This is a genomic window from Ruminococcus gauvreauii, from assembly GCF_025151995.1.
GTDB lineage: Bacteria > Bacillota > Clostridia > Lachnospirales > Lachnospiraceae > Ruminococcus_G > Ruminococcus_G gauvreauii.
This window is the reverse complement of sequence record NZ_CP102290.1, coordinates 267,007-282,525: the sequence shown is the minus strand read 5'-3', so window position 1 is coordinate 282,525 and position 15,519 is coordinate 267,007. Positions and strand designations below refer to the sequence as shown.

Here is a 15,519-nt window from a genome sequence, read left to right as displayed (position 1 = left end):
TATGAAACAGATACATGGAGGTGATGTATACCGTCATCCGGATGCGCTGGACTTTTCATCCAACATCAATCCTCTGGGGACTCCGAAGGCTGTTATTGCTGCCGCCGCTGAAAGTCTTACAAGGCTTTCACACTATCCGGATGTTTTCTACACTGAACTCAGGGAAGCGCTTGCATCTTATGAAGCGGTCGCACAGGAATCTGTCATCTGCGGCAATGGAGCGGCGGAACTGATCTTCTCGCTGGTGCGGGCGGTGGCACCGGAAAAAGCGATGCTGCCGGCACCCACATTCGCGGAGTACAGACAGGCGCTGGAGACGGTGGACTGTGAGATCAATACATATTTCATGAAAGAGTTCCGGGTGGAAGAAGATATTCTGGAAAAGCTGGATGAAAGTTATGATATGCTGTTTCTGTGCAATCCGAATAATCCGACAGGATTTCTGATCGAGCCGCAGCTTCTGGCCCGCATTATGGAGAAGTGCCGCAGATGCGGCATCTTTCTGATGATTGATGAGTGTTTCCTGGATTTTGTTGAGCATGGAGAATTATATTCCATGAAAGCCGGGCTGCCCGATAATCCGGAATTTTTTATATTGAAAGCGTTTACGAAACGGTATGCGATGGCAGGGATTCGTCTTGGCTACGGTTTATGCGGCAGCCGGAAACTGCTGGAGAAGATGGAAAAGATGACACAGCCCTGGAATGTCTCCATTCCGGCACAGGCAGCAGGCTGTGCGGCGTTGAAAGAGACGGAATATGTAAGAATGGCACAGCGGCTTGTAAATGAGCAGCGGGAATATCTGAAGCGCGAGATGCAGAAACTTCCGCTTTCCGTATACGACTCAAAGGCAAATTATATATTTTTCAGGGGGCCGGTGGATTTATACGAGCGATGCCTGGAAAAGGGAATCCTGATCCGCGACTGCAGCAACTATCCGGGACTTGAGAGTGGATTTTTCCGGATTGCAGTCCGGATGCCGGAGGAAAACGAACGATTACTGTCAGTGCTTGGCGAAGTGCTGTAGACAAGGAGGAAAAAGACATGGCAAAGGCGATCATGGTGCAGGGCACGATGTCGAATGCGGGAAAAAGCCTGCTGACAGCAGGATTGTGCCGCATTTTTAAACAGGACGGGTATCGTGTGGCACCGTTTAAATCACAGAATATGGCATTGAATTCTTTTATTACCGAGGAGGGCCTGGAGATGGGGCGTGCACAGGTGATGCAGGCTGAGGCTGCGGGAATCAGTCCCTCCGTGCTGATGAACCCGATTCTGCTGAAGCCTACGAATGAAACGGGATCACAGGTAATCGTGAACGGAGAGGTTGTCGGGAATATGAATGCCCGTGATTATTTTGCGTTTAAGCATGAACTTGTTCCGAGAGTGATGGAGGCATATGAGACTCTTGCTTCCGAACATGATATTATCGTGATCGAGGGGGCGGGAAGTCCGGCGGAGATCAACCTGAAGGATGATGATATCGTCAATATGGGAATGGCGAGAAGAGCCAAGGCTCCGGTGCTGCTCGTGGGCGATATTGACCGCGGCGGAGTGTTTGCGCAGCTGATCGGGACAACCATGCTGCTCGATGAGGAAGAGCGGGGGATGGTAAAGGGATTGATTGTCAATAAGTTCCGCGGGGATAAGACGATCCTGGAGCCGGGACTTGCCATGCTGGAAGAAAAAGCCGGTATCCCGGTTGTCGGGGTTGCTCCATACCTCAATATTGAGGTGGAAGACGAAGACAGTCTGACGGAGCGGTTTGACGGAAATCAGGAGGTCGGTGTGATAGACATTGCCGTGATCCGGGTTCCGAGAATTTCGAACTTCACGGATTTCAACCCGTTTGAGAGTATGCCCGGCGTTTCACTGCGCTATGTTCAGCATGTTTCTGAGTTGAAGAAACCGGATATGATCATCCTCCCGGGAACGAAAAATACGATGGAAGACCTTCTCTGGATGCGTCAGTCCGGGATGGAAGCGACCGTGTTAAAAGCGGCGGCACAGGGAACCGTGATTTTCGGAGTCTGCGGCGGTTATCAGATGCTGGGCGAGAGCCTGAGTGATCCGAGCGGTGTGGAATCAGGGGGATCCATGAAAGGTATGGGCCTGCTTGCGATGGATACGGTATTCGAGGAGGCAAAGACGAGAACGCGTGTGACCGGAACGTTCGGAAGCGTCGGGGGCGTCCTGCAGAATCTCAGCGGCGCTGAGCTTGCGGGCTATGAGATCCATATGGGAGTCTCGACTTTGAAGGCCGGTGCACAGCCGATGACAGATATCGAAGATTTTGTTGAACGGGACGGCGTGAAAAAGGACGGTGCGCATGCGGGAAATGTATACGGAACGTATGTACACGGGGTGTTTGACAAAGAAGGTGTTGCGCGCGCGGTGGTCACAGCGCTCGGAGAGAAAAAAGGAATCGATACCTCCGACATTACCGGTGTGGATTTTCAGGAATTTAAGGAAACGCAGTATGATATTCTTGCACAGGCGCTGCGTGAGCATCTCGATATGAATAAGATTTATGACATTTTAGAGCAGGGATTGTGAGGAAGAGACGATGAAGATTGAATTGGAAAATGTAAAACCGAGAGAAATAGAGAGCCGCAGTTTTGAGATCATCACGGAGGAGCTCGGCGGCAGAGCACTCGGGAAGGACCAGGAACTGATCATTAAAAGATGTATCCACACGAGCGCAGATTTCGATTATGCAGATAATCTCTGCTTCTCAGAGGATGCGGTCTCAAAGGCCGTTGAGGCCATCAAAGGGGGAGCCTGCATCGTGACGGATACTCAGATGGCGAAATCAGGGATCAATAAACGGGCACTGGCACGGTACGGAGGAGAGGTCTTCTGCTTTATGTCGGATGAAGACGTCGCCGGGGCCGCCAAAAAGAACGGAACCACGAGAGCTACAGCCAGCATGGAAAAGGCTGCTGCCATGGATCGCCCGCTCATTTTTGCCATAGGAAATGCACCCACGGCACTGGTGCGTCTGTATGAGCTGATCGAAGAAGGGAATCTGAAGCCGGAGCTGGTCATCGGAGTTCCGGTTGGATTTGTAAACGTGGTTCAGTCCAAGGAACTCATCATGCAGACGGATGTGCCGTATATCGTAGCGCGCGGAAGAAAAGGCGGAAGTAATATTGCTGCCTGCATCGTCAATGCACTGCTGTATATGATTCATGATAACAGGGAGTGATGTTATATGCGGTGTGACTGTCATGTACATGTGTTTATGGATGGGCTGGATTACCGAAAGGCGGCCGGACGGCACAGAGAAGGCGTGGATGAATCGGTGATACGCAGTCATCTGGAAGAATATCAGAAACATCATATTACATATTTAAGAGACGGCGGCGATGCACTTTTGGTATCGCTGCGGGCCAGGGCGATCGCTCCGGAGTATGGGATCACCTACCGTACTCCGGTTTTTGCCATTCACAGGAACGGGCATTACGGAAGCATCGTCGGCAGAGGATTTGATACGATGGAAGAGTATGTACGGCTGGTGAGAGAAGTCCGAAAGCTTGGCGGAGATTTTATCAAGATCATGACGACAGGGATCATGGATTTTACCTGTGCAGGTAAGATCACGGGTGAAGCGCTTCCGTATGCCGATGTGAAAGAGATGGTGCATATTGCCCATGAGGAAGGATTTGCAGTCATGGCACACACGAACGGCGCCGATGCGGTGCGCACGGCTGCGTTGTGCGGTGTGGATTCCATTGAACACGGGAACTATCAGGATGAGGACAGCATCGAGGCGATTGCGGACAGCGGGACTGTCTGGGTGCCGACGCTTGTGACGGTCCGCAATCTTCTGGGAAAAGGGCGTTTTTCAGACGAAGTGATCTGCCGGATAGGCGAAACACAGACAAGCGCTGTACAGATGGCGTATGAAAGAGGTGTACGGATGGCGGCGGGCACCGATGCCGGGGCGTGGATGGTGATGCACGGGGAGTCGCTCGATCAGGAGTATGATGCGTTTTATGAGATTCTGGGCGAGACTGATGACGTGAAGCGGCGGCTTGCGGACGGGGATCGTAAAATATTTAAAGTATTTCAAAGAAATTAAAAAAAGGCAGATTGTTTCCGGGATTTCCAGAAAACAATCTGCCTGTTGTTTTTTGTGATCAGCTGATCACTGTGCGGATATGATCCACGAACAGAGAACGGATCTCTGGGTATTCCCCCAGTCCCTTTAGTATGCATTCCACTTCAAAGCCTGCGTCTTTGAACTGCGTATACCAGGAATCCTCATCATCACCTGCCATATCATTTGTGGCATGGTCACCGGCCACGATCATAAAGGGCGCCAGAATGACCTTTGCTGCTTTGGTTTTTTTGACGGCCTTGAGCAGAGAATCCATGGTCGGATACGCCTCGACAGTTCCCAGGAAGATATTTGAGAAGCCCTCATCCTGAAACTTGAAGTTTAACGCCGCATAAATGGCATTGGAAAAGTGTGTAGTGCCGTGACCCATCAGTACGAGAGCTTCGTGGTCCTCACGGAGGTGGGAGAAATGCGCCGCGATGGTGTGTACTACATGATGATTGTCCTCCTCGGTTGTGAGCAGCGGGTTGCCGAAGGTTATGGATGAGAAGGAAGACTGATACATCAGTGCATCCTCCGTCATCAATTCATTTTCGATACCGTTGATCACGTGAGTCGGCTGAACGATGACATCCGTAATACCGTCATCACGCATTTTCTCCATTGCCTCTCTGACATTCAGGATCTTGATGCCGTCACGCCGTAACAGCTTCGCCATGATCATTTTACTGGTCCAGGCGCGGTAAATCTGATAGTCAGGGAAAGCGTCTGCAATCTCTTTTTCAATAGCGTCAATTGTTTTTTCTCTCGTTTCGGCAAAACTGGTACCAAAGCTGACAACCAGAATTGCTTTTTTGGATGCGTCCGGCATGGGGCGTGTTCCTCCTGTGTTTTCTACTTTCATTTGTGGTGATGATGCCATTAGGCGTCATGTCCGTTTAGGTTCGTGTTTTTTTCTCTCTACCAGGCGTCCCATGACGAATCCGAAGACTCCGGCACCGAGACCGGCCTGAAGGCAGAAGAGAAGACTTTCAATTTCTCCGCTGGCAGGCTCCATGATAGGATCAGCCCAGGTTTCATAACCCGGCTGAATCTCCTCGATCATCTCGGATGCCGCACCGTCGGCACCGCCGAACTCGGCGCCGCTTTTCAGAAATAAAGGTACGACAGCGATCACAACAACGAGCAGCAGAAGTATCAGTACAGTTTTTGTGTTTTTAGTCATTATGCATTCCTCCCTCTTAAAAATCCAAGATCTGAAAGTTCAGACTTGGCGTAAGATTCCAGACCGATGATCACGATAGCGGTCAGGATACCTTCTATGATTGCAAGCGGTATCTGAGTGGCCGCAAAGATAGCCAGGAATTTCCCGAGGGAAGCGCCGAATCCGCCGTCAGCGGATGGATATGCGATTGCCAGCTGGACGCTGGTGACCACGTATGTAAACAGATCTCCGAGGAAGGCTGCCAGAAATACAGACACCAGCTTCGGTACTTTCAGTTTATTGCAAAGCTTGTAGATTCCATAGGACACCAGAGGACCGGCGATCGCCATGGAAAATGTATTTGCGCCAAGAGTGGTAAGACCTCCGTGTGCGAGCAGAATTGCCTGGAAGACCAGAACGATCAGTCCGACAATGCTGACAGCGGCGGGACCAAAGAGGATCGCACCGAGACCGGTTCCTGTCATGTGTGAACAGCTTCCTGTAACAGACGGAATCTTAAGTGAGGACAGGACGAAGGCATACGCTCCCACCATGGCCAGGATCATGATCAGTTTCCGGTTTCCGGAAAGTGTTTTCTTTATGGAGAAGAAACCTGCGATTAAGAATGGTACGCAGACAACTCCCCAGGCAATGCAAAACTTGGCCGGGAGATAGCCCTCCATAATGTGCATCGCGTTTGCAGCCGGCAGAATTCCAAACGAGAGTGCAAAAACTGCGGCGATTAAAACAATTGTTCTTTGTGACTTTGTCATAATTTTCTCCTTTCTCATTTTTACAAAAAAAGAACGCCGTATCTAAGGAATCCCACTTCACATAGACAGGCGCACTGAAACGGCAGCATGTTAGAATTTGCCGTTTCCTTACACCAGGCCATCGTTCGTAACCGGGGTGTAAATCGCTTGTGAAGGGCAGGCTTTCTGACTCAGGCGTCACCACCGTATCTTGCCTTCCCAGTTTTCACCAGTGACATCATAAGATACGGCTCTTCCATTACAGCGGCGGGACCGTGTGAGACTTGCACTCACTTTCCTCTTACCCTGCGGAGAAATACGCAGGCTCCACTTCACATTCAATTCTATGATAAATTTTATCGCGTTGTCCGTCTAATGTCAAATGAATTTTTTAAAACAGTTCAGGACGGCGGGAAAATAGGTGTAAAAACATCCGATGCTTCTTGCCGGGCTGTTAGCCGGGCAAGAAGATGCACCGTCCTGAATAGTTACGAATTTCTTAAAATTAGAAAATAGATTTTGCATTTTTAAAAGTATGTGCTATGATGGGGAGGAATAAATTCTGGAGGAACAAATGATGAGTATTTGTATGGTGGGTATTGATCATAACAAGGCATCTGTGGATGTAAGGGCATTATTCTCCTTTACGAAGAAGAATGCAGCTGCTGCCATGGAACAGCTGAAATGCAGCGACGGCATATTGGGATGCATCATACTTTCAACTTGCAATCGTATGGAAATCTGGGCCAGTGTGGAAGAAGAGTGGGAAGGTTCACTCGTGGAAGAACTGTGCATCATCAAGAAAGTGGATCCGACACAGTTTGGTCAGTATTTTGTCATGCGTGAGAGAAAAGACGCGGTGAACCACCTGTTCCATCTGACCTGCGGGCTGAAATCCCAGATCCTCGGGGAGGATCAGATCATTACCCAGGTAAAAGATGCACTGTCGCTTGCACGTGAGAATTATATGACTGACAGTGTACTGGAAGTATTGTTCCGCATGGCGGTGACGGCGGCAAAAAAAGTAAAAACGGATGTTACCTTCTCAAGAGCAAACGTTACGGCGATGGACCGTGCAGTTTCCATGCTGAAAGAGCAGGGCTATGAGATACAGGGAAAAACATGCATGGTGATCGGAAATGGAGAGATGGGAAAACTGGCTGCACAGACAATGCAGAGGGCAGGTGCTGCGGTGACTGTCACAGTACGGCAGTATCGGAGCGGCATGGTAACGATTCCGAAGGGATGTGCCCGGATCAATTACGGAGAGCGTATGGATCTGCTGCCAAAATGCCATGTGGTAGTCAGTGCGACAGCAAGTCCCAATTTTACACTGACACGGGAACTGCTCGGGGAAGCGGATCTTACGCATGATATTATTTTCATCGATCTTGCTGTGCCCAGGGACATCGAACCGGCCATCGGTGAGATGGAACATGTGACGCTGTATGACATCGATGATTTTCAGATCACGGCGGTCGGTGACTATCTGAAGGATTCCTTTGACCAGGCTGAGGCGATTCTTCTGGAACAGCAGAAAGAATTCTATGACTGGTATGACGGCAGGGATTTGATCCCGAGGATTCAGGAAATCCAGGAGGACGCGGCGACTGATCTGGAGCTGCGCATACATAAGATCCTTGGCAAACTTCCGCTGGAGGACAAAGAGAGGGAGACACTCAGAAAGTCAATCGAACTGGCGGCAGGGAAAGTAGTCGGAAAAATGATCTTCGGACTGCGGGATTCGCTGGAAAAAGAAACATTTTTAGCCTGTGTGGAAGGGTTGGAAAAGCTGTATGAAGAGTAATGGACAGGCGTATTTTCCGCTTTTTGTGGATTTGTCAGAGAAAAAGATCGTAGTGATCGGTGCAGGAAAGATCGCGTCGCGCAGGATCGGGACACTGTCGGAATTCACACGGAACATTGTCGTGGTTGCACCCCGTTTTGATGAGCGTGTGCTGACACTGGCAAAAGAAGGACGGATAAAAATATGTGAGAAGAAGTATGAGAGAGAGGATCTATACGGGGCCGATATTGTGATTGCCGGCACGGATGACGAGGGGCTGAACGAAGACATTTACAGTGTATGCAAATGCCTGGGCATATTGGTAAATGTCATCAGCGACCGGACGAAATGTGATTTTCATTTTCCCGGCATTGTCAAAAGAGATACGCTGGTGGCGGGGGTCAATGCGGGAGGCAGGGACCACGGCAGGGCAAAACGCGCCAGGCAGGCGATAGAAAAAGCACTCGACGATTTTACAGGAGGACGAATAACTATGGCAGCACCGGAAAAATTTTGTGTTGGCAGCCGGGAGAGCAAACTCGCGGTGATTCAAAGCGAGATGGTGATCTCATATATAAAAGAAACGTGCCCGGAAACAGAAGTTTCGCTGTTGACGATGAAGACGACCGGCGATATCATTCTGGACCGGACGCTCGATAAGGTGGGAGGAAAAGGGTTGTTTGTCAAGGAGCTGGACAAAGCTCTGCTGGACAGGCGCAGCGACCTCTCCGTACACAGCCTTAAGGATATGCCGATGGAAGTTCCGGATGAACTTCCGGTCGTTGCATTTTCGAAGAGGGAAGACCCGAGAGATGTTCTCGTATTGCCGCAGGGGGCAGAAGAAATCGATTTCTCAAAACCTGTCGGCTGTTCCAGCCTGAGAAGAATTCTGCAGCTTCGGGAACTGTTTCCGCAGGCAGAGTTCAAAAGTGTGCGAGGAAATGTGATTACCCGCCTGGCAAAACTGGACAGCGGGGAGTATTCTGCGCTTGTGCTCGCTGCGGCAGGCCTTAAACGGCTCGGACTCGCGGGTAGAATCAGCAGATATTTTGAACCGGAAGAGATCATTCCTTCGGCGGGACAGGGGATCCTTGCGCTTCAGGGCAGAGCAGGTGAGGATTACTCGTTTCTGGAAGGATTTTCAGATCTGGACGGAACGTATGCGGCATTAGCAGAACGTGCGTTTGTGCGGTACCTGGATGGAGGGTGTTCCTCGCCGGTGGCGGCACATGCGGTCATTGAAGACAGGATGATTCGCCTGACGGGACTCTATTATAAAGAGGAGACGGGGGAATACATAAAAGGCAGCAGAGAGGGATCCGCAGAGGATGCCGAATTGCTCGGCGAAGAGCTTGCCAGAGAATTAAAAGAAAAGCTGGAAGGGTAGGGTAAGACATGCAGACAGGAAAAGTTTGGCTGGTGGGTGCCGGCCCCGGAGATATCGGATTATTTACATTAAAGGGACAGAAAGTACTGAAACAGGCGGAAGTCGTGGTATATGACAGCCTCGTGGGCGACGGTGTTCTTGCCATGATACCGGACAGTGCGCGGACGATCGATGTCGGGAAACGCGCAGGTAACCATACGATGCCCCAGGAGCAGATCAATCAGGTCCTGCTTGAGGAGGCGAAGAAGGGGTATCGTGTTGTGCGCCTGAAGGGCGGGGATCCGTTTCTGTTTGGACGGGGCGGCGAGGAGCTGGAGCTTTTGAGCGATGAGAACATTCCCTATGAGGTGGTGCCCGGCGTGACATCGCCGATGGCAGTACCCGCGTATAACGGGATCCCGGTGACGCACCGCGATTACTGTTCTTCCATGCATATTATCACCGGCCATAAGAGAGCAGGGGAAGAGTATAATATTAATTTCAGGGCGCTCGTCGAGACACAGGGTACGCTTGTATTCCTGATGGGAGTGACTGCGCTGCCGGATATCTGCAGAAATCTGATGGAATCAGGGATGGATGCGTCGATGCCGGCAGCGATTCTTCAGAAAGGGACGACGGCCGGACAGAAAAGGATTGTTGCGACCGTTTCCACGCTGGAGGAAGAAGTAAAGCGTCAGGGCATCGAGACGCCCGCTATTATCGTCGTCGGGAAGGTGTGCGAACTCTCCGAACGTTTTGCGTGGTATGAAAAACTGCCGCTTGCAGGCAGGAAGATACTGGTGACAAGACCGCGCGACCTGATATCAAAAATGGCCGAAAAGCTGAGGGTGCAGGGGGCGGAGGTGCTGGAACTTCCGGCAATCACAACCTCGGCGATCGAAGAGAACGAAGGGCTGCATGACAGCCTTCAAAGACTGCAGGAATACCAGTGGATCGCCTTTACAAGTCCGACCGGTGTGCGCGTGTTCTTTGAAGAGATGGAGAGGTGTTCTGTCGATATCCGTAAAATGGCCGGCGTGAAGATCGCAGCGATCGGTGAAGGCACGAAAAAAGAATTGAAAAACCATGGATTATTCGCCGATCTTGTTCCGGAAATCTATGACGGAAAGTCGCTCGGGGAACTGATGGCCGGGACGTGTGAGAAGGGTGCGGGCATTTTGATTCCGCGCGCGGCGATCGGGAATCAGGAGATCATAGAGGCTCTGAGCGTCAGGAAGGATCTGAGGGTAGACGACGTTGCCACGTATGATACGGCGTATACACAGCAGTTGGTTGTGGACGAGACAGGAAAATTCATGAGGCAGGAGATCGACTGTGCCGTATTTACGAGCGCGTCGACGGTTCGCGGATTTGTGGAGGCGACACCGGGACTGGATTATACGAAAGTGACGGCCGCCTGTATCGGAAAACAGACGAAAGCGGCGGCAGACGCTTACGGTATGAAGACATACATGGCGGAAAGAGCCACCATTGACAGTGTTGTGGAACTTGTAATCAGGATGTATAAAAAGGAGAGAGGAACATGGAACTGATAAAGAGACCGAGAAGACTTCGCGGAGGAGAGACCGTCAGAAGGATGGTGCGTGAGACGAGAATGGATAAGTCGTCTCTGATCTATCCGCTGTTTGCGATCGACGGGGAAAACATTGAAGAAGAGATCCCGTCCATGGAGGGACAGTACCGCTACAGTGTGGACCGGCTGCCGTATGAACTGGAACGCCTTTCAAAGGCCGGAGTATCGAGTGTCATGCTGTTTGGGATACCGGAGCATAAAGATGAGGTGGGAAGCCAGGCGTATGCCCAGGACGGAATCGTACAGCGCGCGCTTCGCGAGGCGAGAAAACAGTTCCCGGACCTCTATTACATCACCGACGTCTGTATGTGTGAATATACGTCGCACGGGCACTGCGGCGTGCTGTGCGGCCACGATGTGGAAAATGACGGCACTCTGGAGCTCCTGAGCAAGACTGCACTGTCTCATGTGCAGGCGGGAGCTGATATGGTAGCGCCTTCCGATATGATGGACGGCAGAGTTGCCGCCATCCGCCGTCTTCTCGATAAAAACGGATACAAGGAAATCCCGATCATGTCGTACGCGGTAAAATATGCATCCGCATTTTACGGACCCTTCCGTGACGCGGCAGGCTCCGCACCGTCGTTTGGCGATCGGAAATCTTACCAGATGGATCCCCACAATTCGCGGGAAGGCATCAAAGAGGCACTGATGGATGTGGAAGAGGGTGCTGATATTATTATGGTAAAACCTGCGATGTCTTATCTGGATCTCGTTACGCGGGTAAAAGAGGCGACCAACGTACCGGTGGCGGCGTACAGCGTGAGCGGAGAGTATGCGATGGTGAAGGCTGCAGCGAAGATGGACTGGATCGATGAAGAGCGCATCATGTGCGAGATGGCAGTGAGCGCCTACCGCGCAGGGGCGCAGATCTACCTGACATATTACGCGAAAGAGCTGGCAAAATGTATGGATGAAGGGAGAATCGGGTGATGACAAGATCAGAGACGCTGTTTCAGGAAGCGGTGCAGTACATTCCGGGAGGTGTCAACAGCCCGGTGCGTGCTTATGGCTCTGTCGGCATGACGCCGCGTTTTATCAGGCAGGCCAAAGGACCATACGTGACAGATGTGGATGACAACCGCTATATTGATTACATCGGTTCCTGGGGACCGATGATCCTGGGACATAATCACCCCGCGGTTCTGGAAGCGGTGACGAAGACGGCGATGGACGGATTGAGCTTCGGGGCAGCTACTGAGATCGAAGTGGAGATGGCGGAATATATCTGCGGGAATGTGCCGTCCGTCGACATGGTGCGCATGGTGAACTCCGGTACCGAGGCAGTGATGAGTGCCATCCGGGTTGCGAGGGGATACACCAGAAAAAACAAGATTATAAAATTTGCAGGCTGCTATCACGGACACTGTGATGCCATGCTGGTGAAAGCCGGTTCCGGTGTGATGACGGCGGGAATCCCGGACAGTGCAGGGGTCCCTGCGGGATGTACACAGGATACGCTGACGGCGGTCTATAATGATATCGACAGTGTGAAAGCCATATTTGCGGAGTTTGATGGTCAGGTTGCAGCTGTGATCGTGGAGGCGGTCGCTGCCAACATGGGTGTGGTTCTGCCGAAAGCAGAATTTCTGAGGGAGCTGCGCAGACTCTGCACCGAGCACGGTGCACTGCTGATCTTTGACGAGGTAATCACGGGATTCCGTCTGGCGTTCGGCGGAGCACAGGAGTATTTTGGGATTTCCGCCGACCTGGTGACGTACGGCAAGATCATCGGTGCGGGAATGCCGGTCGGTGCGTACGGCGGAAGAAGAGATATCATGCAGCAGGTGGCCCCTGTCGGTCCTGTCTATCAGGCGGGCACACTTTCCGGTAATCCGGTCGCGATGGCAGCGGGACTCACTCAGCTGAAGATACTGAAAGAAACCCCCGGTATCTACAGTCATATGGCGTCGATGGGTGAGCGCCTGTTCGGAGGCATGAAGGCTCTGCTCCGGACCTATGGTAAGAATCAGCCGCTGAATCATACGGCTTCGCTTGGCTGTATGTATTTTACGGATCAGGAAGTCTATAATTATGAGACAGCAAAGACGTCCGACACGGAGGCATTTGCAGGCTATTTCCGATTCATGCTGGAGCATGGAATCCATCTGGGACCATCCCAGTTTGAAGCGATGTTTGTCTCAAATGCGCACACCGAAGAGGTCATTGACCAGACGTTAGACGTGGTGAAACAATATTTGGAAAGCAGAGTGTAAATCATGTTGGTGAAAATTTATACGGATGGTTCAGCGAGGGGGAACCCCGACGGGCCAGGCGGATACGGCTGTGTCCTGCACTATACGGACGGACAGGGGAAGCTGCATACACGGGAATACAGCGCCGGTTATGAAAAAACGACGAACAACCGGATGGAGCTGATGGCGGCGATCGCCGGGCTGGAAGCGCTGACCCGTCCATGTCAGGTGGAACTGTATTCGGATTCTAAATATCTCGTGGATGCCTTTAATCAGCACTGGATCGACAGCTGGCTGAAAAAGGGGTGGAAACGCGGAAAAAATGAGCCTGTGAAAAATGTAGACCTCTGGAAACGGCTGCTGAAGGCGAAGGAAATGCACCAGGTCACCTTTCACTGGGTGAAAGGACACGACGGTCATCCGGAGAATGAACGCTGTGATGAACTCGCGACATCGGCGGCGGACGGCAGCAGCCTGCTGGTGGATACGGTGGAAGAAAATTAATCCATTTTCAATTAAAGAATATAAAATACCGAAAACGGCTTGACAAACGAAACTTCCGTTTGTATACTAGGCATCAATGAAATAAATTATACAGGCTATGACGGGAACAAGTAGAACCTATACGATGTAGACAGAGAGCTGCCGGCTGGTGAAAGGCGCATACGGACATAGGATTCGAATACATCCCTGAGCTTCACACCGAATATGAGTAGGCTGTGACGTGCTGACAGACGTTATCCATGTCAAAGTATTGAAAGCAGTACTTATGAAGGCAGACGGTGTGAACCGGATGTGAACAAAGGTGGTAACACGGGAATGAACTCTCGTCCTTTCTGGAGAAATCCAGGATGGACGGGAGTTTTTTATTACATAGGAAATTTCTTCGGAATCTCCTATGTAATAAAATGCACTTCGTGCATAGATGCGCAGCTCGCGGAAAGGAAACTACTGCTTTGCAGTCCGTTCGCGCGCGGAGATTGCGCGAGAGCGCAATCTTTTTTATGTTAATAAAAATGGCGATGCCATTTTTATTAGTTACAAAAGGGAGAAATCCCGATTTGCTCGTGCAAGGGCCAAAAGGCCCCTACAAATCGGGATTTCTGCACTGCGGTGGAAGTGAATTCCGCCTTCGTGATTGGAGTTCGAGAGGGGAACCCTCGAGCTCCCCGTAAAATCCCGGATATGGAAGATGAAAACAAATATGAAAGGAGAATAATGGTATGAAGATTTATGAGGAACTTAAGGCGAGAGGACTGATCGCTCAGGTTACGGACGAGGAAGAGATCCGTGAGCTTGTGAATAATGGGAAGGCAACATTCTATATCGGATTTGATCCGACGGCGGACAGCCTGCATGTCGGACACTTTATGGCGTTGTGCCTGATGAAACGGCTGCAGATGGCGGGCAATAAGCCGATCGCGCTGCTCGGCGGAGGGACCGGCATGATCGGGGACCCGTCCGGCAGAAGTGACATGCGCCAGATGATGACGGTGGAGACGATTCAGCATAACTGTGACTGCTTTAAACAGCAGATGAGCCGCTTTATTGACTTTTCGGAGGACAGGGCGCTCATGGTCAACAATGCGGACTGGCTGATGGACCTGAACTATGTGGAGCTTCTGCGCGAAGTGGGACCGCATTTTTCCGTGAACCGTATGCTGACGGCAGAGTGTTACAGGCAGCGGATGGAAAAAGGCCTGAGCTTCCTGGAATTTAACTACATGATCATGCAGAGCTATGATTTCTACGCACTGTACCAGAAATACGGCTGTAACATGCAGTTCGGAGGCGATGATCAGTGGAGCAACATGCTTGGCGGTACGGAGCTAATCCGCAGAAAACTCGGAAAAGATGCGTATGCGATGACGATCACCCTGCTGATGAATTCCGAAGGAAAGAAGATGGGCAAGACACAGTCAGGTGCCGTATGGCTGGATCCGAACAAGACGTCACCATTTGATTTCTATCAGTACTGGAGAAACGTGGGGGATGCGGATGTGCTGAAATGTCTTCGCATGCTGACCTTCCTGCCGATCGAACAGATCGATGAGATGGACAGGTGGGAAGGCAGCCAGCTGAACCAGGCGAAAGAAATACTTGCCTATGAACTCACAGAACTGGTTCACGGAGAAGAAGAGGCGAAAAAAGCTCAGGAAGGCGCGAGGGCACTTTTTTCCAGCGGAAATGCTGAAAATATGCCGGTGGCCGAACTGACGGAGGAAGACTTAACGGAAGGCTCGATCGATGTGATCTCCATGCTGGTAAAAGCGGAGCTTGTCACAAGCCGTTCGGAGGGAAGGCGTGCCATTGAACAGGGCGGAGTCTCTGTGGACGGTGAAAAGATCACGGATATTCACCATGAGATACCAAAGGAAGTTCTCGCGGGTGACGGAGTCGTGCTTAAGCGGGGAAAGAAGAAATTCAAAAAAGTTTGCCTGAAATAGGGAAATGTGATAAAATTATTATCTGTGAAAATTTAGTATGTCAGGAGAAAACACTCCGGCATCCCTGAAGATAGGCCGCAGCAGGTGCGGCAAAGGAGGAACGCCTGAAAGG

Annotated in this window: 14 protein-coding genes, 1 pseudogene, 1 riboswitch and 1 other annotated feature; of the genes and pseudogenes, 12 read left to right on the top strand and 3 right to left on the bottom strand. The window is 51.1% G+C overall.

All coding sequences use genetic code 11. The features are described from left to right. Position 1 precedes the first annotated feature (1 nt). From cobD to NQ502_RS01325, 4 genes are read left to right on the top strand one after another with little or no spacing between them, the layout of a single operon-like run. Complete coding sequence (cobD, locus tag NQ502_RS01340) at positions 2-1,027, top strand: threonine-phosphate decarboxylase CobD (protein WP_028528985.1); 1,026 nt, start codon at positions 2-4, stop codon at positions 1,025-1,027. A gap of 17 nt (positions 1,028-1,044) precedes the next feature. Beyond that, positions 1,045-2,556 carry a cobyric acid synthase gene (locus NQ502_RS01335; protein ID WP_028528986.1) on the top strand — a complete coding sequence of 504 codons (1,512 nt, stop codon included), beginning with the start codon at positions 1,045-1,047 and terminating at the stop codon, positions 2,554-2,556. A gap of 10 nt (positions 2,557-2,566) precedes the next feature. Next, entirely contained in the window at positions 2,567-3,208 is a 642-nt protein-coding gene (locus tag NQ502_RS01330) for a precorrin-8X methylmutase (RefSeq protein ID WP_028528987.1), read from the top strand. Between the two features lie 6 nt (positions 3,209-3,214). Further along, positions 3,215-4,084: an amidohydrolase family protein gene (locus NQ502_RS01325; RefSeq protein WP_028528988.1), complete on the top strand. Its 870-nt coding sequence runs from the start codon at positions 3,215-3,217 to the stop codon at positions 4,082-4,084. A gap of 58 nt (positions 4,085-4,142) precedes the next feature. Here the strand turns inward: NQ502_RS01325 and NQ502_RS01320 are convergent, their stop codons facing one another. The 3 genes from NQ502_RS01320 to NQ502_RS01310 are packed head-to-tail and all read right to left on the bottom strand — an operon-like array spanning position 4,143 to position 6,040. After that, positions 4,143-4,934: a sirohydrochlorin cobaltochelatase gene (locus NQ502_RS01320; RefSeq protein ID WP_028528989.1), complete on the bottom strand. Its 792-nt coding sequence runs from the start codon at positions 4,932-4,934 to the stop codon at positions 4,143-4,145. Positions 4,935-4,991: 57 nt separating this feature from the next. After that, positions 4,992-5,288 carry an energy-coupling factor ABC transporter substrate-binding protein gene (locus NQ502_RS01315; protein ID WP_028528990.1) on the bottom strand — a complete coding sequence of 99 codons (297 nt, stop codon included), beginning with the start codon at positions 5,286-5,288 and terminating at the stop codon, positions 4,992-4,994. Further along, the gene (locus tag NQ502_RS01310) at positions 5,288-6,040 is read right to left on the bottom strand and encodes an energy-coupling factor ABC transporter permease (RefSeq protein WP_028528991.1); all 753 of its coding nucleotides are present in this window, start codon (positions 6,038-6,040) and stop codon (positions 5,288-5,290) included. The genes NQ502_RS01315 and NQ502_RS01310 overlap by 1 nt, the downstream gene beginning before the upstream one ends. Before the next feature lie 138 nt (positions 6,041-6,178). After that, positions 6,179-6,367: riboswitch (cobalamin riboswitch) on the bottom strand. 226 nt (positions 6,368-6,593) lie between these two features. On the opposite strand from NQ502_RS01310, the gene hemA reads away from it, so the two are divergent. From hemA to tyrS, 8 genes and pseudogenes are all read left to right on the top strand, one after another. Further along, entirely contained in the window at positions 6,594-7,826 is a 1,233-nt protein-coding gene (gene hemA, locus NQ502_RS01305; protein WP_341349416.1) for a glutamyl-tRNA reductase, read from the top strand. Further along, positions 7,816-8,292: pseudogene (locus tag NQ502_RS01300) on the top strand (precorrin-2 dehydrogenase/sirohydrochlorin ferrochelatase family protein); the annotation flags it as partial. The gene hemA and the pseudogene NQ502_RS01300, both read left to right, overlap by 11 nt. A gap of 6 nt (positions 8,293-8,298) precedes the next feature. Further along, positions 8,299-9,192, top strand: coding sequence for a hydroxymethylbilane synthase (hemC, locus tag NQ502_RS01295; protein ID WP_044983314.1), 894 nt, complete (start codon positions 8,299-8,301; stop codon positions 9,190-9,192). A gap of 8 nt (positions 9,193-9,200) precedes the next feature. After that, complete coding sequence (gene cobA, locus NQ502_RS01290; protein ID WP_028528994.1) at positions 9,201-10,724, top strand: uroporphyrinogen-III C-methyltransferase; 1,524 nt, start codon at positions 9,201-9,203, stop codon at positions 10,722-10,724. Next, positions 10,715-11,698, top strand: coding sequence for a porphobilinogen synthase (gene hemB, locus NQ502_RS01285; protein WP_028528995.1), 984 nt, complete (start codon positions 10,715-10,717; stop codon positions 11,696-11,698). The genes cobA and hemB overlap by 10 nt, the downstream gene beginning before the upstream one ends. Then, positions 11,698-12,981 (top strand): glutamate-1-semialdehyde 2,1-aminomutase, encoded by a 1,284-nt coding sequence (hemL, locus tag NQ502_RS01280; protein ID WP_028528996.1) that lies wholly within the window; start codon positions 11,698-11,700, stop codon positions 12,979-12,981. Before hemB ends, hemL begins: the two co-directional genes overlap by 1 nt. A 3-nt stretch (positions 12,982-12,984) precedes the next feature. Next, positions 12,985-13,464 (top strand): ribonuclease HI, encoded by a 480-nt coding sequence (rnhA, locus tag NQ502_RS01275; protein ID WP_028528997.1) that lies wholly within the window; start codon positions 12,985-12,987, stop codon positions 13,462-13,464. Between the two features lie 88 nt (positions 13,465-13,552). Continuing rightward, positions 13,553-13,798: a binding site (T-box leader), on the top strand. A gap of 385 nt (positions 13,799-14,183) precedes the next feature. Continuing rightward, positions 14,184-15,407 carry a tyrosine--tRNA ligase gene (gene tyrS / locus NQ502_RS01270; protein ID WP_028528413.1) on the top strand — a complete coding sequence of 408 codons (1,224 nt, stop codon included), beginning with the start codon at positions 14,184-14,186 and terminating at the stop codon, positions 15,405-15,407. Positions 15,408-15,519 lie beyond the last annotated feature (112 nt).

What these genes read in the sequence shown, in the direction of transcription:
- cobD (WP_028528985.1), top strand. Translation starts at nt 2, where the DNA reads ATGAAACAGATACATGGAGGTGATGTATACCGTCATCCGGATGCGCTG.
- NQ502_RS01335 (WP_028528986.1), top strand. Translation starts at nt 1,045, where the DNA reads ATGGCAAAGGCGATCATGGTGCAGGGCACGATGTCGAATGCGGGAAAA.
- NQ502_RS01330 (WP_028528987.1), top strand. Translation starts at nt 2,567, where the DNA reads ATGAAGATTGAATTGGAAAATGTAAAACCGAGAGAAATAGAGAGCCGC.
- NQ502_RS01325 (WP_028528988.1), top strand. Translation starts at nt 3,215, where the DNA reads ATGCGGTGTGACTGTCATGTACATGTGTTTATGGATGGGCTGGATTAC.
- NQ502_RS01320 (WP_028528989.1), bottom strand. Translation starts at nt 4,934, where the DNA reads ATGCCGGACGCATCCAAAAAAGCAATTCTGGTTGTCAGCTTTGGTACC.
- NQ502_RS01315 (WP_028528990.1), bottom strand. Translation starts at nt 5,288, where the DNA reads ATGACTAAAAACACAAAAACTGTACTGATACTTCTGCTGCTCGTTGTT.
- NQ502_RS01310 (WP_028528991.1), bottom strand. Translation starts at nt 6,040, where the DNA reads ATGACAAAGTCACAAAGAACAATTGTTTTAATCGCCGCAGTTTTTGCA.
- hemA (WP_341349416.1), top strand. Translation starts at nt 6,594, where the DNA reads ATGATGAGTATTTGTATGGTGGGTATTGATCATAACAAGGCATCTGTG.
- hemC (WP_044983314.1), top strand. Translation starts at nt 8,299, where the DNA reads ATGGCAGCACCGGAAAAATTTTGTGTTGGCAGCCGGGAGAGCAAACTC.
- cobA (WP_028528994.1), top strand. Translation starts at nt 9,201, where the DNA reads ATGCAGACAGGAAAAGTTTGGCTGGTGGGTGCCGGCCCCGGAGATATC.
- hemB (WP_028528995.1), top strand. Translation starts at nt 10,715, where the DNA reads ATGGAACTGATAAAGAGACCGAGAAGACTTCGCGGAGGAGAGACCGTC.
- hemL (WP_028528996.1), top strand. Translation starts at nt 11,698, where the DNA reads ATGACAAGATCAGAGACGCTGTTTCAGGAAGCGGTGCAGTACATTCCG.
- rnhA (WP_028528997.1), top strand. Translation starts at nt 12,985, where the DNA reads ATGTTGGTGAAAATTTATACGGATGGTTCAGCGAGGGGGAACCCCGAC.
- tyrS (WP_028528413.1), top strand. Translation starts at nt 14,184, where the DNA reads ATGAAGATTTATGAGGAACTTAAGGCGAGAGGACTGATCGCTCAGGTT.